The sequence below is a fragment of the Nonomuraea sp. C10 genome (assembly GCF_008017515.1).
Lineage (GTDB): Bacteria > Actinomycetota > Actinomycetes > Streptosporangiales > Streptosporangiaceae > Nonomuraea > Nonomuraea ferruginea.
In genome coordinates, this window is the sequence record NZ_VPFF01000003.1 from 2,225,024 (window position 1) to 2,244,860 (window position 19,837).

A 19,837-nucleotide genomic window follows, 5' to 3' on the forward strand; every position below is an offset into this window, starting at 1 on the left:
GGGGGCTCCTTCAGACGATCTCGATCAGCGGGTGGACGGCCTCGTACACGCCCGGGTCGAAGGCGCCGGCGACCGGCGCGGCCACCGCGGCGGCGCCCAGCGCGGCCGCCCGGCGCAGCAGCTCGGGCCACGGCCCCGGGGCGACCAGGCCGAGCGCCAGCCCGGCCACCAGCGCGTCGCCGGCCCCGGTGGGGTTGCCGTCGACCGCGTACGGCATGCGGGCGCGGAACGTGCCGTCGGCCGTGACCGCCAGCGCCCCCGACGCGCCCAGCGACACGATCACCGCCCCGGCGCCGCGGTCGCGCAGGGCCTCGGCGCCCTCCTCCGGGCTGCCCTGCGGGACGGCCCTGGCCAGCTCCTCGGCGTTCGGCTTGATGATCGCGGGGCGGCCGTCGGGCGCGTGGCGGAGCGGCTCGCCGTCGGCGTCGACGATCGCGGGCACCCCCCGGTCACGGGCGAAGGCGGCCAGCGTGGCGTACGTGGTGGCGGGAAGCCCCCGCGGCAGGCTGCCCGACAGCACGACGGCCCGCGCCTCGCGCAGCAGCGCCTCGTACGTGCGCAGGAAGTCGGCGAACTCGTCCTCACCCACCGTCGGCCCCGGCTCGTTGAAGAGCGTGTGCGCGGCGGGCTCGGCGACGACGAGCGTGGTGCGGGTCTCGCCCGCGACGGGCACCAGGGCGTGCGCCAGGCCCGCGGAGTCCAGGTCACGCTCGACGGCCCGGCCGGTGGGGCCGCCGGCCAGGCCGGTGACCAGCACGTCCTGGCCCAGGGCGGCCAGGACGCGGGCCACGTTGACGCCCTTGCCGCCCGCGCGCCGGTGGACCGCGGCGACGCGGTTCACCCCGTCCCAGGAGACCTGTGGCGTCTCGTAGGTGACGTCGAGTGCGGCGTTGAGCGTCACGGTGAGGATCATCAGGGCTCCGCGATCCAGGCGCCGCGCTTCATCACGCCCGCCACCTCCAGGTCGTCGCCGAGCACCACCAGGTCGGCGTCCTTGCCGACGGCGATCGAGCCGGTCCGGCCGGACAGGCCGAGCACGCGGGCGGGGGTCAGCGCCGTCATGCGCGACACCTCCGGCAGCGAGAGGCCCAGCTCGCGGACGGCCCGGCGGAAGGCGGTGTCCATGGTGAGCGTGGAGCCCGCGATGGAGCCGCCCTCGGTCAGCCGGGCCACGCCGTCCACCACCCGCACCCGCATCGGGCCGAGGAGGTACTCGCCGTCGCTCAGCCCGGTCGCCGAGATCGAGTCGGTGATCATCGCCACCCGGTCGGCCCCGGCCACCGCGCAGGCCAGCCGGAGCATGGCCGGGTGCACGTGCACGCCGTCGTTGATCAGCTCGACCGTGACCCGCTCGTCCTGCAGCAGCGCCGCGATCGGGCCGGGGTCGCGGTGACCGAGCTGCGGCATCGCGTTGTAGAGGTGGGTGGCCACGGTGGCGCCCGCCTCGATGCCGGCCAGCGTCCGCTCGTAGTCGGCAGCGCTGTGGCCGAGCGCGGCGACCACGCCTTCGGCGACGGCCATCCGGATCGTGTCGAGCGCGCCCGGCAGCTCGGCCGCGATCGTCAGCATCCGCACGTGCCCGCGCCCGGCCTTGACCAGCGCGGCGAACTCCGCCGGGGACGGCTCGCGCAGCAGCTCGGGGTCGTGCGCGCCGCAGCGCGCCCTGGCGATGTACGGGCCCTCGAAGTGGATGCCGGCCAGCAGGCCCTCGTCGCAGAGCTCGGCCAGCGACGCGGCGGCCGCGGCCAGGCGCTCGGGGGTGTCGGTGACCAGGCTGGCCACCGTCGTGGTGGTGCCGTGGCGCGCGTGCAGGGCCACCGCGTCGCGCGCCTTGTCCTGCTCGCCGGTGGGGAAGGACCCGCCCGCCCCGCCGTGGTTGTGCATGTCGACGAAGCCGGGCACGACGTGCCGCCCGCCCAGGCTGTGGCCGGGACGGGGGGCGGATCCGTGGCCGACATGCGTGATGCGGCCGTCCTCGATGGTCAGCCACCCCTCGTGAACTGCGTCGGGGGTCACGATGCGGGCGTCGGCGAGAGTAAGGCTCATGGAGAAAGGATCACAGATCGGGTGAGGTGGAGGGGCTCGTCGGGGTTGAGCCCGCGGGCGAACGCCCTGGCCACCGACACCCGCTGGGCGCGGACCAGCTCGGCCATCGGGTCCAGGTCGCTCTCGGTGAACGTGCCGCCGGTCGCCTCCACCTGCGCGCGCAGGCCCTCGGGGGCGGTGCCGAGCATCCAGGTGACGCGGCCGGGGCCGGCGATGCTGATCGGGCCGTGGCGGTACTCCATCGCCGGGTAGGCCTCGGTCCACGAGCGGGACGCCTCGCGCATCTTCAGCGCGGCCTCCTGCGCCAGCCCGACGGACCAGCCCGAGCCGAGGAAGGTGACCTGCTCGGCGGTGATCAGCTCGTCGGGCAGCGGCTCTGCCAGGGCCCGCTCGGCGTCGGCGATGACGGGCTCCAGGTCCTCGCCGAGGCTGGCGCGGAGCAGGGCGAGCTGGGTGGTGGCGAACCGGGTCTGCACGACCGAGCGCTCGTCGGCGTGGTCGAGCACGATCACCTGCCCGGCGGCCCGCATGATCGGCGACTCCGGGTCGGCGGTGATGGCCGTGGACGCGGTGTCGAGCCTGGACAGCAGGTCGAGCACCTCGGTGGTGGTGCCGGAGCGGCTCAGCGCCAGCACCCGGTCGTAGCGCCGCCCGGTGGGCGCCTCGGAGGCGGCGAAGGCGTCGGTCTCGCCCTGCCCGGCGCGTTCCCGCAGGGTCGCGTACGCCATCGCGATGAACCAGGAGGTGCCGCAGCCGACGACGGCGACCCGCTCTCCCGGGCGGGGCAGCGCGCCGGCGGGGACGCCGGCGACCGCTCGGCGCCAGCAGTCGGGCTGGGAAGCGATCTCGGCTTCGGTATGGGTGGTCACCGCTACCTCCGTAATGCTTGTTTCTGCATTTTTTATAGCATAAAAGTGCAAAATTGGGCACTGGTGGCTACCGATGCGAGGGTATGCCACGCTTGCCCCCTTGACGGATCTCCGAAGGAGGGTGATCGTGTCCCGATACGACCGGTGGAACGCGATCCTCGAGCTGCTCGCGCAAGAAGGCAGGCTCTCCGTCGAAGACGCGGCCCGCGCGCTCGACGTCTCCACCGCGACCATCCGCCGCGACTTCGACCAGCTCGCCCAGCAGCAGATGCTCATGCGCACGCGGGGAGGCGCGGTCGCCCAGAGCGTCAGCTATGACCTGCCGCTGCGCTACAAGACCGCCCGGCACGCCGACGAGAAGCACCGCATCGCGGCCGCCGCCGCCGAACTGGTGCGGCCCGGCGCCGTGGTCGGGCTCAACGGCGGCACCACCACCTCCGAGCTGGCCCGCGCGCTGGCCACGCAGGCGACGCTGGAGTCGGGCTTCACGATCGTCACCAACGCGCTCAACATCGCCGCCGAGCTGGTGGTCCGGCAGCACGTGAAGATCGTGGTGACCGGCGGGGTGGCCAGGCCGCAGTCGTACGAGCTGATAGGGCCGCTGGCCTCGGGCGTGCTGGAGGAGGTCACGCTCGACATAGCCTTCCTCGGCGTCGACGCGCTCGACGTGGAGCTGGGCGCCTCGGCGCACCACGAGGGCGAGGCGAGCGTCAACCACCTGCTCATCAGCCGGGCGGCGCAGGTCGCCGTGGTGGCGGACTCCTCGAAGCTGGGGAAGCGGGCATTTTCCCGTATCTGCCCCATCGAGGAGATCGACACCCTCGTCACCGACCAGCGGTTGCCCGAAGCCGACGCCGCCCGCTTCGCCGAGGCGGGCGTGAAGGTGATTCGCGCATAACGGGTAGGTATGGACCCAAGTCTCACAACGCAGGGGGAATGCGGATGGCCGCGGGTAAGTGCGTGGCCCGGCTCGGGCCCGTCGAGCGGGGGGCGGCGCTGGCGGCGATGGCGTCGCGCGAGCTGGACGTGGTCGTGGTCGGCGGCGGGGTGGTCGGCGCGGGCATCGCGCTCGACGCCGCCACGCGAGGGCTGGAGGTCGGGCTCGTCGAGGCCCGCGACTTCGCGTCGGGCACCTCCTCGCGCTCGTCCAAGCTGATCCACGGGGGCCTGCGCTATCTCGAACAGCTCAACTTCGACCTGGTCCGCGAGGCGTTGCAGGAACGGGCGCTGCTGCTGCAGCGCATCGCCCCGCACCTGGTCCGGCCGGTGCCCTTCCTGTTCCCGCTGACCCACTTCGGGTGGGAGCGCCCGTACGTGGGAGCGGGCGTGATGCTCTACGACACGCTCGGCTTCGCCTCCGGGCTCACCAGGGGCGTGCCGGGGCACCGCCACCTGTCCAGGAAGCGGGCGCTGCGGCTGGCCCCGGCGCTGCGGAAGTCCGCCTTCACCGGCGCCGTGCAGTACTGGGACGCGCAGGTCGACGACGCCCGCTACGTGATGACGCTGCTGCGCACCGCCGCCACCTACGGCGCCCACGTGGCGCCGCGCGCCCAGGCGGTCGGGTTCCTGCGCGAGGGGGAGCGGGTGACCGGCGTGCGGGTGCGCGACCTGGAGTCCGGCGACGAGCTGGACGTGCGCGCGCAGCAGGTGGTCAACGCCACCGGCGTGTGGACCGACGACATCCAGGAACTCGTCGGCGGGCGCGGCCAGATCCACGTGCGCGCCTCCAAGGGCATCCACCTGCTGGTGCCGCGCGACCGCATCCACTCGCGCACCGGGCTCATCCTCCGTACGGAGAAGTCTGTGCTGTTCGTCATCCCGTGGGGCCGCCACTGGATCATCGGCACCACCGACACCGAGTGGACCCTGACCAAGGCGCACCCCGCCGCGTCCCGTGCCGACATCGACTACCTGCTCGACCACGTCAACGAGGTGCTCTCGGTGCCGTTGACCAGGGACGACGTGGAGGGCGTCTACGCGGGACTGCGGCCGCTGCTGTCCGGCGAGTCGGACCAGACGTCCAAGCTGTCGCGCGAGCACGTGGTCGCGCACCCGGTGCCGGGCCTGGTGATGACCGCGGGCGGCAAGTACACCACCTACCGGGTGATGGCCAAGGACGCCGTCGACGCCGTCGCCCACGGGCTCGACCAGCGGGTGCCGCCCTCGTGCACCGACCGCGTCGCGCTGGCCGGGGCGGAGGGCTACCAGGCGCTGTGGAACTCGCGTCACCGGATCGCGTACGACTCCGGCCTGCACGTGGCCAGGATCGAGCACCTGCTGCAGCGGTACGGCTCGATGATCGACGAGGTGCTGGCGCTGATCGAGGCCGACCCGTCGCTGGGCAAGCCGCTGCACGGGGCCGACGACTACCTGCGGGCCGAGATCGTCTACGCCGCCACCCACGAGGGCGCCCGCCACCTGAACGACGTGCTGACCAGGCGCACGCACATCTCCATCGAGACCTTCCACCGCGGCACGGCCGTCGCCCAGGAGGCGGCCGAACTGCTCGCCGGCCCGCTGGGCTGGGACGACGAGCAGGTCAAGCGCGAGGTCGAGTACTACACCAAGCGCATCGAGGCCGAGCGCCTGTCGCAGGAGCAGGACACCGACCAGGAGGCCGACGCCATCAGGCTCGGCGCCCCCGAGATCGTGCCGGTCGAGCCCTCGTCATGAGGTGAGCGGGATCCACGCCTGCTTCGCGAGCGTGGCCAGGTCGTTGACCTGCGCGCCCTCGTACGAGAACGTCCAGATCGAGTCGCCGATCACCATCGAGCGCTGGATGCCGGGCTGGTAGGCGAGGCCCTGCTCGGTGCGGCTCGGGTGCTGGATCGTGCCCGTCCTGGTCACCTCGGAGTCGGTGATCTTCAGTACGGTCGCGCCGGTCTCGAACGTGCCGTCGGCGTGGCTGCTGAGGGGGATGACCGCGGTGCCGGTCTTCGGCCAGTAGAGGAACGCGTGCGGGTCCCACTCGGCCTCGGAGCCGGAGTCCTTCTGGAACAGCTGCGAGAGCCTGCGCGGGTTCGCCGGGTCGCCGACGTCGAACAGCGAGATCTGCGTGCCGAGCGTCCGGCCCTCCGTGCTGGCCTCCTGCCCGACGCCGATCAGCCGCCCGTCGCCCGCCGGGTGCAGGTACGCCGAGTAGCCGGTGATCTTCAGCTCGCCGGTGACCTTCGGGGCGGCCGGGTCGCGCAGGTCCAGCGTGTAGAGCGGGTCCACCTGGCGGAACGTGACGACGTAGCCGACCGGGCCGATGAACCGGACCGAGTAGATCCGCTCGCCCTTGCCCAGCCCGCCGACCTGGCCGACGGTCTTCATGCCGGCGGCGTCGAGCACGTGCACGCTGCTGGAGCTGCTCCGGCCGTCGGCGGAGCCGAGCGTGGTGGCGACGCGCAGGTGGCCGTCGTGCTCCGAGAGCGAGTACTGGTTCAGCAGCCGCCCCGGCACCTTGCCGGAGGCCGCGTACGAGGGCGCGCCCGGCCCCGAGACGTCGAACCGGTGCACCTCGGTCTCCTCGGGCGGCGGCCCGCCGGGGGTGGGCTCGTCCGGTGAGGGCTCGGTCGCCGGGGCCTGCTCGACGTCCACCGGCTGGATCGGCCACCACCAGCGCGGGTTGCTCGCCACGTACAGGCTCTGGCCGGTGCCGTAGACGATGTCGCCGTCGGCGGCCAGCGCGATCGGGTCCGACCCGGCGGCGGTGACGCCCTGGGCCAGGTCGAGCGTGTGCAGGGTGAGCATCGAGGTGCCGGTGTACTCGGCCGGGTGGCTGACCCGCTCGCACGGCACCGTGGCCTTCCTGACGGCGCCCGACGCGTCGGTGATCTCGATCTCGGGCAGCCAGGCGGTCAGCGGGGCGCCGCGGACCACGGCCTGGTTCATGGCCTTGCGCTCGGCCTCGCCGACGTTCTCCTTGGCCTCGGGGAAGGCGATGGCGGGCTGGCCGCGGGTGACGAGCCGGACCGTTGAGCCCACCATGCGGGCGTCCACGTGGGCGCCCTCGGGCTTGATCGAACCGATCACCTTCGGCTCGCCCGCGAGGTCGACGAGCACGTACCGGGTCTGGCCCGGCGGCGCGAACCCGTCGGCGATCCGGGTGGTGGCCATGCCGCCGCCCTGGAGCAGCACCAGCGCCCGGTCACCGGAGACGAGCAGGTCGGCGGGGGAGTAGCCGCCGTCGTCGCCCTTCAGGTCGAGCGAGCCGGTGACCTTCCTGGTGGCGGTGTCGATGACCCGGAGGACGCCGCCGCTGACGGTGAAGACGCGGTCGCCGTCGGTCTTGACCAGGTCGGGCTCGTCCACGCCGGCCTCGTGCACGTTCGTGGTGGAGTGGTCGGGGGTCGCCTTGGCCGTGCTGTCCCTGGCCGCCGTCGCGTCCTCCATGTACATGATCTGCGGGCCGCCGAAGCCCCACGGGCCCACGTTCGCGGCCGCCTTCTCGCGCAACCCGGCCAGCAACTCGTCGCAGTCGCTGTAGGAGACCAGGCGGACTTGCCCGAGCGGGGTGCTGGGCGCCTTGTCAGGGGGTGCCGAGGTGCAGGCGGCGAGAGCCGCCACGAGCGCGGCGGCAGCCGCGATCGGCCGGGTGAGCGTCTTCATGCCCTCACAACGGATCAGCCCGGCGACCGGTTCAAGGGTGAAGATCGGCTCTCCGCGGTGCGCCGACGTCCGCTGCCGATAACTACCGGTCGGTAGCCAACCCGAATATCCTTCTGGCATGCACGTCACCACCGGCAGAACCCGGCAGATCATCGCTCCGTTCACCGGCGAACCCCTCGCCGAACTCCCCCTGGCCGGCGCGGAAGATGTGCGCGAGGCGTACCGCAGAGCGCGGGCGGCGCAGGAGGAGTGGGCGGCCAGGCCCGTGCAGGAGCGGGTGAAGCCGTTCCTGCGGCTGCACGACGTGATCCTGGACCGGCGTGACGAGATCCTCGACCTGCTCCAGGACGAGACGGGCAAGGCCCGTTCGCACGCCTTCGAGGAGGTGCTCGACGTCGCGGGCTGCGTGCTCTACTACGCCCGCCGGGCGCCCGGACTGCTCGCCCCGCAGGGGCGCAAGGGCGCGTTCCCGATCGCCACCCGGGTGAGCGAGCTGCGCCGGCCCAAGGGCGTGGTCGCGCTCATCTCGCCGTGGAACTACCCGCTGTCGCTGGGCGTCACCGACGCCGTGCCCGCGCTGCTGGCCGGCAACGCGGTGGTGCACAAGCCCGACACCCAGACCACGCTGTCCACCCGGTGGGCCGTCGACCTGCTGGTGGAGCTCGGCATGCCGCGCGACCTCTGGCAGGTCGTGCCCGGCGAGCCTGACGAGATCGGCGAGGCGCTGCTCGACGGCGCCGACTACGTGGCCTTCACCGGCTCCACCCGCACCGGCAGGAAGATCGCCGAGGAGGCGGCCAAGCGGCTCGTCGGCTGCTCGCTGGAGCTCGGCGGCAAGAACCCGATGCTGGTGCTCGACGACGCCGACCTCGACCTGGCCGTGCAGGGCGCGATCCGCGCGTGCTTCGCCAACGCGGGCCAGCTGTGCGTCTCGATCGAGCGGCTGTACGTGCACACGTCGCTGTTCGAGGCGTTCGCCGACCGCTTCGCCCGCCAGGTGCGCAACATGAAGCTCGCCCCCGGCCGCGACTGGTCGGTCCAGATGGGCTCGCTGACCCACCGCCACCAGCTGGAGACCGTCACCCGGCACGTGGACGACGCCGTGGCCCGCGGCGCGACCGTGCTCGCCGGCGGGAAGGCCAGGCCGGACCTCGGGCCGCTGTTCTACGAACCGACCGTGCTGACCGGGGTCACCGACGACATGGAGCTCTGCCGCGACGAGACGTTCGGCCCGGTGGTGTCGCTCTACCCGTTCGCCTCCGACGACGAGGCGGTCGAGCTGGCCAACGACACGGCCTACGGCCTGAACGCCTCCATCTGGACCTCCGACACCTCCCGCGGCCGCGCGCTGGCCGCCCGGATCAAGGCCGGCACGGTCAACATCAACGAGGGGTACGGCGCCGCGTACGCCTCCTACGACGCCCCGATGGGCGGCATGAAGGCGTCCGGCCTGGGCCGCAGGCACGGCACGGAGGGCCTGCTGCGCTACACCGAGTCGCAGACCGTGGCTTCCCAGGCGTCCTGGCTGCGCATCGAGCCGCCGTTCGACCTGGCCCAGGAGACGTGGGCGGACGTGCTGACCACCACGCTCAAGGTGATGAAGTGGCTGAGGGTCAAGTGAGCGGGTTCGACGTCGTCGTCATCGGTTCCGGGTTCGGCGGCGGCGTCTCGGCGCTCCGGCTGGCCGAGAAGGGCTACCGGGTCGCGGTGCTGGAGGCGGGGCGGCGCTTCGACCGGTCCTCGCTGCCCGCGACCTCCTGGCGGTTGCGCGACTTCCTGTGGGCGCCGTGGCTGGGGATGAAGGGCATCCAGCGCATCCACCTGCTCCGCGGTGAGAAGGGCACCGGCGTGATGGTGCTCGCCGGAGCGGGCGTGGGCGGCGGGTCGCTGGTGTACGCCAACACGCTGTACGAGCCGCTCGACCCGTTCTACCGCGACCCGCAGTGGGCCTCGATCACCGACTGGAAGGCCGAGCTGGCGCCCTACTACGACCAGGCCAAGCGGATGCTCGGGGTGACGCCCAACCCCGCGCACACCCCGGCTGACGCGGTGATGCTGAAGATCGCCGATCGGATGGGCGTGGGCGGCACGTTCCGCCCGGCCCCCGTCGGCGTCTACTTCGGGCCCGACGGCGCCGACCCGTACTTCGGCGGCGCGGGCCCCGAACGGCGCGGCTGCGTCCAGTGCGGCGAGTGCATGACCGGCTGCCGCCACGGCGCCAAGAACACGCTCACCGAGAACTACCTCTACCTGGCCGAGCGGGCCGGCGCCCGGGTCTACGCCGAGTGCACGGTCACCTCGGTGCGTCCGCTGCCGTCCGGCGGCTACGAGGTGCTGGCCCGGCGGACCGGCTCGGCCAGGCGGCGCCGGGTCTTCACCGCCCGGCAGGTGATCTTCGCGGCCGGGGCCTGGGGCACGCAACGACTGCTGCACCGGCTGCGCGACGACGGCACGCTGCCCCGGATCTCGCCCCGGCTGGGCACGCTCACCCGTACCAACTCCGAGGCGCTGCTCGGCTTCGAGCGGCCGTCGCGCGGCGGCGAGAAGCTCAACGCCGGGGTGGCGATCACCTCGTCCTTCCACCCGGACGCCGAGACGCACATCGAGCCGGTCCGCTACGGCGACGGCTCCAACGCGATGGGCCTGCTGCGCACGCTGCTGATCGACGGCGGCCAGAACCGGTGGAAGGCGTTCGCCCGCGAGGCCGCCCGCCGTCCGCTGCGCGCGCTCGGGCTGCTCGACCTGCGCGGCTGGTCCGAGCGGTCGCTGATCGCGCTGGTCATGCAGGCCAAGGACAACTCGATCACGGTACGGCGCGGCCGGTTCGGGCTGCGTTCCACCCGGGGGCACGGCGAGCCGAACCCCACCTGGATCCCGGCGGGCCACGAGGCGGTGCGGATCGGGGCCGAGGAGGTCGGCGGCGAGCCGCGCGGGTCGTGGCTGGACCTGTTCGACATCCCCGCGACCGCGCACTTCCTCGGCGGCTGCGCGATCGGCGCCTCGCCGGGGGAAGGCGTGATCGACCCGTACCACCGGCTCTACGGGTACGAGGGCCTGCACGTCGTGGACGGGTCCTCGGTCGCCGCCAACCTGGGCGTGAACCCGTCGCTGACCATCACCGCGCTGGCCGAGCGGGCCATGGCGCTCTGGCCGAACGCGGGCGAGCCCGACGCCCGCCCGCCGCTCGGCACGGCCTACCGGCCCCTGCCCCCGATCCCCCCGCGCAGCCCAGCGGTCCCCGCCACAGCCCCCGCCGCGCTCCGGCTGATCACCCGCTGACCGCCTCGATCTCGTCCAGGAGCGCCGTCAGGGTGGCGTCGTCCGTGGCCGGGGCCATCACCGTGATCCGCAGGTGGCGGACCCCGGCCAGTTCGGTCGAGGTGAGGTAGAAGGTGCCGTCGCGCATCAGCCGTTCGCGGATCGCCACCTGGTCGCCGTCGCCGTGGCGGAAGCACACGATGTTGCTCTCCGGCTCGTACGGCACCGTGAACCCGGGGCGTTCGCGGGCCAGCTCCCAGAACCGGTGGGCGGTGTCGTACCGGGAGGCCACGTAGTCGCCGAGGCCGCGCTCGCCGCGCCAGGCCAGGTTCATGAACACCTTCAGTCCCAGCTCGGCCTTGGTGCACTCGACCGTACGGGCGATCTGGTCGAAGCCCTGGTCGCCGTAGAACAGGTAGCTGGCCTCCTGCTTGAACGCCGCGTCCAGGTCGCTCTCCCTGCGCACCAGCACCGCCGCCGACAGGGCCGAGGTGCGCAGCATCTTGTGCGCGTCCCAGATCACCGAGTCGGCCAGCCCGATGCCGTCGAGCAGGTGGGCGTGCCGGTCCGACAGCAGGGCCGAGGCGCCGTGCGCGCCGTCGACGTGGAACCACACCTCGCGCTCGCGGCACCACTCGCCGATCGCCCGCAGGTCGTCGTACAGTCCGGTCCCGGTGGCGCAGGCCGCCGCGACCAGCGCCATCACCCGCTTGCCCGAGATGTCCGGCAGTCTGGCCGGGTCGATCCGGCCCAGTTCGTCCGTCTCCAGCGGCACCACCGCGCGCTGCCCGAGCCCGAGTATCGAGACCGCGCGGGAGATCGAGTAGTGCGCCGACGGCGAGGCCAGGATCACCAGGTCGCCCGGCACGCCCTCCTCCCACGCCTCCGGCGCCACCCGCGCCCTGGCCGCCAGCATCGCCGTCAGGTTGGCCAGCGAGCCGCCGTGCGTCAGCACGCCGCCGCCGGCCGGGAAGCCCACCTTGTCCAGCATCCAGCGCAGGACCTCGAACTCGACCGTGGCCGCCGAGGCGCCCATCTCGTAGATGTTCATCGGGTTGTTGATCGCGCCGTGCACGAGGTCGGCCAGCGCGGCGGGGAAGTCGGGGGAGGCGGTCTGGTGGGCCAGGAACGCCGGGTGGTGCAGCCGCGTGCTCTCGGCGAGGAAGGCGCGCAGGAAGCCGCGGTACGACGCGGGGGTCATGCCGCCCTTGACGATCAGCTCACGCAGGCCCAGCCGGTCCGCCAGCTCGCGCGGCGGCGTGCGCCTGAGCACGGGGGCCTCGCCCCGCTGGCTCTCCGCCACGTAGGCGGACAGCTCCTCGACCGTGATGCCGGCCGACTCGGTGAACTCCTCAACGTTCCACATATCTCGAAATAGTGAGGACATCATCGGCGTGCGGCTAGTGTTGCCGAATTGGAGGGCAATTTCCATGCATAACGCCGAACTGGATTCGATCGACCTGGCCATCCTGGCGGCACTCCAGCGCGACGCCCGGCTGCCGAACAAGGATCTCGCCGAGCGGCTCGGCGTCGCGCCCTCCACCGCGCTCGAACGGGTGCGCGCGCTGCGGCGGCGCGGGATCATCACCGGCTTCCGCGCCTCGGTCGACATCGCCAAGCTGGGCCGGCCGCTGCAGGCGCTGCTCGCGCTGCGGGTACGGCCGCACACGAGCCAGCTCGTCGACCCGCTGCGGAGCTTCGTGCTGTCGCTGCCCGAGACGATCACGCTCTTCCACGTGGCCGGCGCCGAGGACTTCCTGGTGCACGTGGCCGTGGCCGACGCCGAGCACCTGCACCGGCTCTGCCTGGAGAGGTTCCTGGTACGGCCCGAGATCGTGCACCTGCAGACCACTTTGATCTTCAAGAGTGAGGATCAACCCGTCCAGCGGCCCTCCGAAATGTGAAAATATCCGCCCATGGCCTTGCGGATCACCACCCTCTCCGAGCGCCCCGAGTTCATCCCCACCCTGTGGGACATGGACCACTCCTGGCCGGAGTTCATGATGAAGGACCCGATCGCCGACTTCTTCTACGCGGTCGCCGACACGGCCTACACCGACTACGTCCTGGTCGCCGACGACGACGCCGAGCCGGGCCGGTTGGCCGCGCGGGGCTGCACGATGCCGTTCACGCTCAAGGACGGCGAGCTGCCCGACGACGGCTGGGACGGCGTCATCAGGCGCGCCTGGCTGGCCCGCGAGCGCGGCGAGCGCCCCGGCCGGATCTCCGCCCTGGAGATCACCGTCCGCCGCGACCTGCTCGGCAAGGGCGTCTCGCCGCTCATGGTGGCCGCCATGCGCGCCAACGCCGCCCGCCTCGGCTTCGACGAGCTGGTCGCGCCGGTCCGCCCCAACCACAAGCACCTGGAGCCGCACACCCCCATGGCGGAGTACGCCTTCCGCACCCGCCCCGACGGGCTGCCGCACGACCCGTGGCTGCGCGTCCACGTACGGGCCGGCGGCGAGATCGTCAAGGTGGCGCCGCGCTCGATGACGATCGCCGGCACGCTCGCCGAGTGGCGCGAGTGGACCGGCCTGCCGTTCGACCGGCCGGGCCCGGCGGAGGTGCCGGGCGCGCTCAACCCCGTCCACGTCGAACCCGGCCACGACCACGCCGTCTACGTGGAGCCCAACGTCTGGGTCAGTCATCCCCTCGGCCGCTAGCGTTTCCGGCATGACGGAACTTCAGCCCAGATTGCGGGCCATCACCGACCTGATGGTCCCGGAAGCACGCGAGTCAGGCGGACGGCACGAGTACGACGGCGCCGTCCAGGATCTGTCTCCCGAGGGCGTGCGCGCCGGCCTGACCCGGCTCGGCGACGGCGACCTGCCGGAAGACCCCCACGACGCCCGCCACCTCCAGGTCTTCGAGGAGGGCCTGCGTTTCGAGCTCGGCGAGCTCGCGCTGCACCGCAAGAACCCACTGCTCCACCTGTCCAACCTGGACCTCGCCTGCTACGACCGCGACTACGGCCCCGAGGAGCAGCGCGCCGCCGCCAAGGCCGCCCACCTGGCGCTCTGGCCGGAAGCGGTACGGCACGCGACCGCCTCGCTCGACCAGGTCAGCGCCCCCGTGGCGCAGTCCCTGCTCGGCGCGGTCAAGGGCCTGGCCGCAGGCGTCACCGACCAGGCCGCTCTGGAGGCGCACGCCCGCCTGGTCGCCCACGTCGAGCGGGCGGCGGAGACCGGCGACCCGGACGCCGCGCTCGGCGCGGACGCCCTGGCCCGGCTCATGGGCACCGTCGAGGGCCTGGACGTCGACCTGGGCAGGCTGGCCGAGCGCGCCGACGCCGAGCGCGACCGTCTGACGGCCCGCCTCGCCGACGCCTGCGACCGGCTCGGCCAAGGCGGCAGGCCGCCGCTGGACGTGGTCCGCGAGCTGGTCAAGCAGCACCCCGACGCCGACGGCGTGATCGAGGCGGCCAGGATCGGCACCGAGAAGGCCATCGCGTTCACCCGCGAGAAGGACCTGGTGCCCTACCACGACGGCACGTGCCTGGTCGGCCTCGCCCCCGAGTCACGCCGCTGGGCCATGGCGATGATGTCGTGGAACGCCCCCGGCGAACCCGAAGGCCCCTCCTGGTACCACATCACCCCGCCCGACCCGTCCTGGCCGAAACAGGACGTCGACGAGTGGCTGGAGGTCTTCAGCGAGACCACGCTGCCCGCCATCAACGTGCACGAGGTCGCGCCCGGCCACTTCTCCCACGGCCTGGCCCTGCGCCGGGCGCCGTCGGACGTGCGGCGGCTGCTGCAGTCGTTCTCGTTCGCCGAGGGCTGGGCGCACTACGCCGAGGAGCTCTGCGTCGAGGAGGGGTTCGAGGCGGGCGACCCGCGCTTCGAGATCGGCGTCTGGGTGGAGGCGCTCATCCGCGTCACCCGGCTGGCCTGCGCGATCGGCGTGCACACCGGCGCGATGACCGTCGAGGACGCGGCCGCCCGCTTCGCCTCCCACACCCACCTGGCGGGCCCCGCCGCGATGGCCGAGGCCAGGCGGGCCACCTTCGATCCCACGTACGGCCGCTACACCTGGGGCAAGCTGATCATCATGGATCTGCGCGAGCAGGCCAGGCAGGCGTGGGGCGCGGGCTTCACCCTCCAGCGCTTCCACAAGGCCCTGCTCGACCTCGGGTCGCCGCCGCTCGGTCTGCTGTCGATAGACTGAGTGCACCGCATTCGCCTTTGGGGGGTTCCTTCGGTGTCTGAGTTCGACACGGTCCTGGTGGTCGACTTCGGCGCGCAGTACGCGCAGCTCATCGCCAGGCGGGTGCGCGAGTGCCACGTCTACTCCGAGATCGTCCCGTCGACCATGACGGTCGAGGAGATGATGGCGAAGAACCCCAAGGCGATCATCCTGTCCGGCGGTCCCTCGTCCGTCTACGCCGACAACGCCCCCGACGTGCCCCACGGCCTCTTCGAGACCGGGGTGCCCACGTTCGGCATCTGCTACGGCTTCCAGGCGATGGCGAGGGCGCTGGGCGGCGAGGTGGCCCGCACGGGCGTCGCCGAGTACGGCGGCACCTCCCTGGAGGTCCTCGACGAGGGCGTGATCTTCGCGGGCCTCCCGTCGGCCCAGAAGGTCTGGATGTCCCACGGCGACAGCGTCGCCGCCGCCCCCGAGGGCTTCCTGGTGACCGCCTCGACCCGCGAGACCCCGGTCGCCGCCTTCGAGCACCCCGAGCGCGGCCTCTACGGCGTGCAGTTCCACCCCGAGGTCCTCCACAGCGAGCACGGCCAGCAGGTGCTCAAGCACTTCCTGGAAGCGGCCGGCTGCCGCCCCAGCTGGACCATGCTCAACATCGTCGAGGAGTCCGTCGAGGCGGTCCGCCGCCAGGTCGGCGACGGCCGCGCCATCTGCGCCCTGTCCGGCGGCGTCGACTCCGCGGTGGCCGCCGCCATCGTCCAGCGCGCCATCGGCGACCGCCTCACCTGCGTCTTCGTCGACCACGGGCTGCTGCGCAAGGGGGAGGCGGAGCAGGTCGAGCGCGACTTCGTGGCCGCCACCGGGGTGCGGTTGCGGGTGGTCGACGCCTCGGATCGTTTCCTGAAGGCTCTCGAAGGGGTCTCCGACCCGGAGGAGAAGCGCAAGATCATCGGCCGGGAGTTCATCCGGGTCTTCGAGGACGAGCAGCGCGCCATCATGGCCGACGGCCCGGTGGACTTCCTGGTGCAGGGGACGCTCTATCCGGACGTGGTGGAGTCCGGCGGGGGCACGGGCACGGCCAACATCAAGTCCCACCACAACGTGGGCGGGCTGCCGGAGGACCTGCAGTTCAAGCTGGTGGAGCCGCTGCGCACGCTCTTCAAGGACGAGGTGCGGCGGGCCGGTGAGGAGCTCGGGCTGCCGTCGGCGATGGTGTGGCGCCAGCCGTTCCCGGGCCCGGGTCTCGGCATCCGCATCGTGGGCGAGGTCACGCGGGAGCGTCTCGACCTGCTGCGTGAAGCCGACGCGATCGCTCGTGAGGAGCTGTCGCGGGCGGGGCTCGACCGGGAGATCTGGCAGTGCCCGGTGGTGCTGCTCGCCGACGTGCGCTCTGTGGGGGTGCAGGGGGATGGTCGTACGTACGGGCATCCGGTGGTGCTGCGGCCGGTGACGTCCGAGGACGCGATGACGGCTGACTGGTCGCGGGTGCCCTACGACGTGCTGTCGCGTATCTCCACGCGGATCACGAACGAGGTGCGCGAGGTCAACCGGGTGGTGCTGGACGTCACCAGCAAGCCCCCGGGCACCATCGAGTGGGAGTGACGGGTCACCTCCGACGGCCGCCATCGGTCAACCCGCGACGGGCGCACGCTGCTCAAATGAAGATGAGATTGTAGTTTCACGGTCAAGATCGCCTTGCAACTACAATTTCCTCTTAGGTTGGTTAGGCTGCGCAATCCGGCCGACCTCCCACCAGGGCGATCGCGAGCTCTCCGGTGAACGAGGCGCCGGGGCCGCGTGAACGGCCCCCGCGCCCGGCTGGATCAGGAGGACGCGTAGACCCGGTGGACGAACTCCGCGAGCTTGTTGTCGGGGAGTTCCTTGGCCAGGTCGGCCTCGCTGACCATGCCCACGATCCGCTTGTCCTCGATCACGGGCAGCCGCCTGATCTGGTGCTGCTCCATCTTCTCCAGCGCCTCTTCGACGCTGCTGTCGGCCTCCACCCACACCAGGCCGTGGGCGAGTTCGCTGGCCGTGGTGCTGTCGAGGTCCTTGCCCTCGGCACAGCACTTGATCACGATGTCCCGGTCCGTGATGATGCCCTTGAGCCGGTCGTCGTCCCCGCAGATCGGCAGTGAGCCGACCGACAGGTCACGCATCATCTGCGTGGCTCTGCGCAGGCTGTCGTGCTCGCCGATGCACTCGACCCCTTGGTGCATCACGTCCTGGACCTTCTTGCCGATTCCCGGTGTGCTCATCGCTGCCTCCCCGAGAAGGTCGCTTGCGCTTCCACCTGACGCCTACCCCCAGATGGCGGATCATTGCAGGTGGCGGCGGTGTTTTCCGGGCGTTTGAGCACGTCGTCGAGGGCAGGGGAACCTCGTGGTTGTCACGCTCGCGCTGGCGGGCGACACGATGCTCGGTCGTGGCGTCGGGGACCTGCTGGCCGATTACAACGCCCCGGACGCGTTCGTCTCGGACGGCGTCCGCGAGTACCTGTCCGAGGCCGACGCCATCCTGCTCAACCTGGAGTGCTGCGTCTCCAGTCGCGGCGACTCGATGTTCGCGCCGGGCAAGGTCTTCCATTTCCGCGCCCCGCCGCAGGCCGTCGATCTGCTCGCCGAGCTCGGCGTCAGCTGCGTCACGCTGGCCAACAACCACGCGCTGGACTACGGCTACGATGCGCTGCTCGACACCCGTGCCCATCTCGAACGCGTGGAGATCCGCGCGGCGGGTGCGGGCGCCACCCTGGACCAGGCGCGCGAGCCGGTCATCCTTGCCACACGGGGGCTGCGCATCGCCGTCATCTCCGTGACCGACCACCCGGACGACTACGCGGCCGCCCCCGACCGGCCCGGCGTCGCCTACGCCGACCTGCGCTCCGGCGTCCCCGCCTGGCTGACGGACACGGTGACGAGGATGCGTACGGAAACGGACGCCGTGCTGGTCATGCCCCACTGGGGTCCCAACATGACGACCGGGCCGCTGCCGTACATCCTCGGCGCGGCCAGGATCCTCACCGACGCCGGGGCGACGCTGATCGCCGGCCACTCCGCGCACGTCCCGCACGGCGTGGCGCCGCCGGTCCTGTACGACATGGGCGACTTCATCGACGACTACGCGGTGGACCCGGATCTGCGCAACGATCTGTCGCTGCTGTTCCTGGTGACCGTCGACGAGCTCGGTCCGGTACGGTTGCGCGCCGTGCCGCTCAAACTCGACTACTGCCGCACCGTCCTGGCCGAGGGCGCGGAACGCTCCTGGCTCGCCCGGCGTTTCATCAGCGCGTGCGAGGCGCTCGGCACGGCGGCGGTCTTGGAGGACGACCTGCTCATCGTGGACCTGCGGAGAGGATGACGCCCGCATGATCGCTTACCGCGTGTGTTCGCCGATGAGGGGGACGAACCGGGCAGGCGTCAGGAGGCGCAGCCACGCCAACTGACCCTGCCGCTTGGTGTACAGCGTGACGATGTCGGCCGCTTCGCCCGTGATCGGCATGACCAGCCGCCCGCCCTCGGCCAGTTGCGAGACCAGTGGCGCGGGCACCGTCGGCGCGGCGGCCGACACGATGACGGCGTCGAAGGGCGCGTGGGCGGGAAGGCCGGCGGTGCCGTCGCCGACCAGCACCTCGACGTTGGTCACACCGGCCGCGGCCAGGTTGGCCCGGGCGTGTTCGGCCAGGTCGGCATGGCGTTCCAGCGAATAGACCCACCTGGCCAGTCGCGCCAGCAGGGCGGTCTGGTAGCCGTACCCGCTGCCGATCTCCAGGACGGTCTCCGTGCCCGCGAGCCCCAACGCGTCGATCATCTGGGCGACCAAGGACGGCTGCGAGGTCGGCTGCCCGTGACCGATCGGGATCGGCTCGTCGAACTGGGCGCGCGCGGCGGAGCCCGGAGGCACGAACCGCTGGCGCGGCGTGTCGGCGAAGGCGGCCAGCAGGCGGGGATCGGTCATGCCCATCTCCCGAACGACCTCCACCAGCGTGCGCATCGCCGAGCCCTCCTCCCTGTCTCGCGGCTACCCCGGCCCATGAGCCGCTAACAGCTCATGAGCATGGACTTCAGGGGCGGTCGGTGGGGGGTGAGCGTACTCAGCAAAGTGACGCCGCGCATGGCGAGGTCCGCAGCCGTCGCGCGATCGGTCGCTCTGGCGGCGGCTGAACCTTAGCCGGCAGGCGTTGCTGGTGCTGGTTCTGTTGCCTTGCAGGGTCAGGGTTCCACGATGCCCAGCCCGGCTATGAGACGCCACATGTCAGTTGAGGGATCACGCTGGAGAACAGGGCAGTCAGGTGCGTGCCCGGAACGAGCCACCCACTCTCCGAGAGGCTGGGGCCTCGTATTCTCGCGGCCTGGTCCCAACGTCGCCCGGTCGGGGCTGCAGGATCCGTGTGGGCAGGAGGCGACCAGACTTCGAGCGTGCGCCACCGCTTTCCCTTCGCGGCCCTTCAGGGCATCACGCCGGGGGCCCTTGACGCTCTTGTCGTCCCTCTTGTCATAGTTCCTGAAGGCGTCCGCGCCATTGGCGCGCCGGAGCTTCTCGATCACGAGCTTGCTGCTTCCGCTCTGCGCCCCTCCGAACGTCTGGAAGTGCAGCAGTAGCCACAGGTCGAAGGAAGGATGCGAGAACGCCAGCTCGATGCCGGACTCGGCTGCGTCCTTGATCGCCCGAGGGATGTCATCCCATGCATCGCGGTCGAAGAGAGCCCACGCCTCGTCCTCGCCGGCGGCCTTACGTGCCTCCTCGACTACTTGGGAGGGTGTTCGCCCGTTCCTGCGGTAGACCGGCTGGATGCGGAACGGCTGTCTGCCCCGGCCGTCGCCGTTCCCGAACTGCTCGTTCAGATACTGAAGGTAGTCCGGCTCTGTGGATTCACCCTCGCAGGCCACGTACAGCACTCGTACGTCTCGAGAGCGGGGACTGGGCCTCCG

Annotated in this window: 17 protein-coding genes; 9 read left to right on the top strand and 8 right to left on the bottom strand. The window is 71.9% G+C overall.

Annotated elements, in window-relative coordinates; all coding sequences use genetic code 11:
- Window positions 1-10 precede the first annotated feature (10 nt).
- The 3 genes from FR742_RS42660 to FR742_RS42670 are packed head-to-tail and all read right to left on the bottom strand — an operon-like array spanning window position 11 to window position 2,915.
- Complete coding sequence (locus FR742_RS42660) at window positions 11-913, bottom strand: 1-phosphofructokinase family hexose kinase (RefSeq protein ID WP_148036842.1); 903 nt, start codon at window positions 911-913, stop codon at window positions 11-13.
- On the bottom strand, window positions 913-2,046 hold the full coding sequence (gene nagA / locus FR742_RS42665; RefSeq protein WP_148036843.1) for an N-acetylglucosamine-6-phosphate deacetylase: 1,134 nt from the start codon (window positions 2,044-2,046) through the stop codon (window positions 913-915). Before nagA ends, FR742_RS42660 begins: the two co-directional genes overlap by 1 nt.
- A complete protein-coding gene (locus tag FR742_RS42670) occupies window positions 2,043-2,915 on the bottom strand; it encodes an SIS domain-containing protein (protein WP_148036844.1) in 873 nt (290 codons plus the stop codon). Before FR742_RS42670 ends, nagA begins: the two co-directional genes overlap by 4 nt.
- Window positions 2,916-3,042: 127 nt before the next feature.
- Between FR742_RS42670 and FR742_RS42675 the strand changes: the two genes are divergently transcribed.
- Together FR742_RS42675 and FR742_RS42680 are read left to right on the top strand one after the other, a co-directional pair.
- The gene (locus tag FR742_RS42675) at window positions 3,043-3,813 is read left to right on the top strand and encodes a DeoR/GlpR family DNA-binding transcription regulator (protein ID WP_148036845.1); all 771 of its coding nucleotides are present in this window, start codon (window positions 3,043-3,045) and stop codon (window positions 3,811-3,813) included.
- Window positions 3,814-3,857: 44 nt separating this feature from the next.
- The gene (locus FR742_RS42680; protein ID WP_148036846.1) at window positions 3,858-5,588 is read left to right on the top strand and encodes a glycerol-3-phosphate dehydrogenase/oxidase; all 1,731 of its coding nucleotides are present in this window, start codon (window positions 3,858-3,860) and stop codon (window positions 5,586-5,588) included.
- Here FR742_RS42680 and FR742_RS42685 read toward each other — a convergent pair.
- Window positions 5,583-7,508 (bottom strand): beta-propeller domain-containing protein, encoded by a 1,926-nt coding sequence (locus FR742_RS42685; protein WP_148036847.1) that lies wholly within the window; start codon window positions 7,506-7,508, stop codon window positions 5,583-5,585. The genes FR742_RS42680 and FR742_RS42685 overlap by 6 nt on opposite strands.
- A gap of 118 nt (window positions 7,509-7,626) precedes the next feature.
- On the opposite strand from FR742_RS42685, the gene FR742_RS42690 reads away from it, so the two are divergent.
- Together FR742_RS42690 and FR742_RS42695 are read left to right on the top strand one after the other, a co-directional pair.
- Entirely contained in the window at window positions 7,627-9,129 is a 1,503-nt protein-coding gene (locus tag FR742_RS42690) for a succinic semialdehyde dehydrogenase (protein ID WP_148036848.1), read from the top strand.
- On the top strand, window positions 9,111-10,787 hold the full coding sequence (locus FR742_RS42695; protein ID WP_261809068.1) for an FAD-dependent oxidoreductase: 1,677 nt from the start codon (window positions 9,111-9,113) through the stop codon (window positions 10,785-10,787). Before FR742_RS42690 ends, FR742_RS42695 begins: the two co-directional genes overlap by 19 nt.
- Here the strand turns inward: FR742_RS42695 and FR742_RS42700 are convergent.
- A complete protein-coding gene (locus FR742_RS42700) occupies window positions 10,777-12,132 on the bottom strand; it encodes a pyridoxal-dependent decarboxylase (protein WP_187281618.1) in 1,356 nt (451 codons plus the stop codon). The two genes, FR742_RS42695 and FR742_RS42700, sit on opposite strands and share 11 nt — an antisense overlap.
- A 64-nt stretch (window positions 12,133-12,196) precedes the next feature.
- Here FR742_RS42700 and FR742_RS42705 point away from each other — a divergent pair, with 64 nt between their 5' ends.
- From FR742_RS42705 to guaA, 4 genes are read left to right on the top strand one after another with little or no spacing between them, the layout of a single operon-like run.
- On the top strand, window positions 12,197-12,670 hold the full coding sequence (locus FR742_RS42705) for an Lrp/AsnC family transcriptional regulator (RefSeq protein ID WP_148036850.1): 474 nt from the start codon (window positions 12,197-12,199) through the stop codon (window positions 12,668-12,670).
- A 12-nt stretch (window positions 12,671-12,682) separates the two neighbouring features.
- A complete protein-coding gene (locus FR742_RS42710) occupies window positions 12,683-13,429 on the top strand; it encodes an N-acetyltransferase (RefSeq protein ID WP_148036851.1) in 747 nt (248 codons plus the stop codon).
- Between the two features lie 10 nt (window positions 13,430-13,439).
- Entirely contained in the window at window positions 13,440-14,930 is a 1,491-nt protein-coding gene (locus FR742_RS42715) for a DUF885 family protein (RefSeq protein WP_148036852.1), read from the top strand.
- Between the two features lie 9 nt (window positions 14,931-14,939).
- Window positions 14,940-16,511 carry a glutamine-hydrolyzing GMP synthase gene (gene guaA / locus FR742_RS42720; RefSeq protein ID WP_396991028.1) on the top strand — a complete coding sequence of 524 codons (1,572 nt, stop codon included), beginning with the start codon at window positions 14,940-14,942 and terminating at the stop codon, window positions 16,509-16,511.
- Between the two features lie 221 nt (window positions 16,512-16,732).
- Here the strand turns inward: guaA and FR742_RS42725 are convergent, their stop codons facing one another.
- Complete coding sequence (locus FR742_RS42725; RefSeq protein ID WP_148036854.1) at window positions 16,733-17,167, bottom strand: CBS domain-containing protein; 435 nt, start codon at window positions 17,165-17,167, stop codon at window positions 16,733-16,735.
- A 124-nt stretch (window positions 17,168-17,291) separates the two neighbouring features.
- Between FR742_RS42725 and FR742_RS42730 the strand changes: the two genes are divergently transcribed.
- On the top strand, window positions 17,292-18,266 hold the full coding sequence (locus FR742_RS42730) for a CapA family protein (RefSeq protein WP_148036855.1): 975 nt from the start codon (window positions 17,292-17,294) through the stop codon (window positions 18,264-18,266).
- 15 nt (window positions 18,267-18,281) lie between these two features.
- Here FR742_RS42730 and FR742_RS42735 read toward each other — a convergent pair whose 3' ends face one another.
- Window positions 18,282-18,899, bottom strand: coding sequence for a protein-L-isoaspartate(D-aspartate) O-methyltransferase (locus FR742_RS42735; RefSeq protein WP_148036856.1), 618 nt, complete (start codon window positions 18,897-18,899; stop codon window positions 18,282-18,284).
- A 218-nt stretch (window positions 18,900-19,117) separates the two neighbouring features.
- Window positions 19,118-19,804: an RloB family protein gene (locus FR742_RS42740; RefSeq protein ID WP_187281619.1), complete on the bottom strand. Its 687-nt coding sequence runs from the start codon at window positions 19,802-19,804 to the stop codon at window positions 19,118-19,120.
- Window positions 19,805-19,837 lie beyond the last annotated feature (33 nt).

What these genes read in the sequence shown, in the direction of transcription:
- nagA (WP_148036843.1), bottom strand. Translation starts at nt 2,046, where the DNA reads ATGAGCCTTACTCTCGCCGACGCCCGCATCGTGACCCCCGACGCAGTT.
- FR742_RS42685 (WP_148036847.1), bottom strand. Translation starts at nt 7,508, where the DNA reads ATGAAGACGCTCACCCGGCCGATCGCGGCTGCCGCCGCGCTCGTGGCG.
- FR742_RS42715 (WP_148036852.1), top strand. Translation starts at nt 13,440, where the DNA reads ATGACGGAACTTCAGCCCAGATTGCGGGCCATCACCGACCTGATGGTC.
- FR742_RS42725 (WP_148036854.1), bottom strand. Translation starts at nt 17,167, where the DNA reads ATGAGCACACCGGGAATCGGCAAGAAGGTCCAGGACGTGATGCACCAA.
- FR742_RS42705 (WP_148036850.1), top strand. Translation starts at nt 12,197, where the DNA reads ATGCATAACGCCGAACTGGATTCGATCGACCTGGCCATCCTGGCGGCA.
- FR742_RS42660 (WP_148036842.1), bottom strand. Translation starts at nt 913, where the DNA reads ATGATCCTCACCGTGACGCTCAACGCCGCACTCGACGTCACCTACGAG.
- FR742_RS42680 (WP_148036846.1), top strand. Translation starts at nt 3,858, where the DNA reads ATGGCCGCGGGTAAGTGCGTGGCCCGGCTCGGGCCCGTCGAGCGGGGG.
- FR742_RS42710 (WP_148036851.1), top strand. Translation starts at nt 12,683, where the DNA reads ATGGCCTTGCGGATCACCACCCTCTCCGAGCGCCCCGAGTTCATCCCC.
- FR742_RS42735 (WP_148036856.1), bottom strand. Translation starts at nt 18,899, where the DNA reads ATGCGCACGCTGGTGGAGGTCGTTCGGGAGATGGGCATGACCGATCCC.
- FR742_RS42700 (WP_187281618.1), bottom strand. Translation starts at nt 12,132, where the DNA reads ATGTGGAACGTTGAGGAGTTCACCGAGTCGGCCGGCATCACGGTCGAG.
- FR742_RS42690 (WP_148036848.1), top strand. Translation starts at nt 7,627, where the DNA reads ATGCACGTCACCACCGGCAGAACCCGGCAGATCATCGCTCCGTTCACC.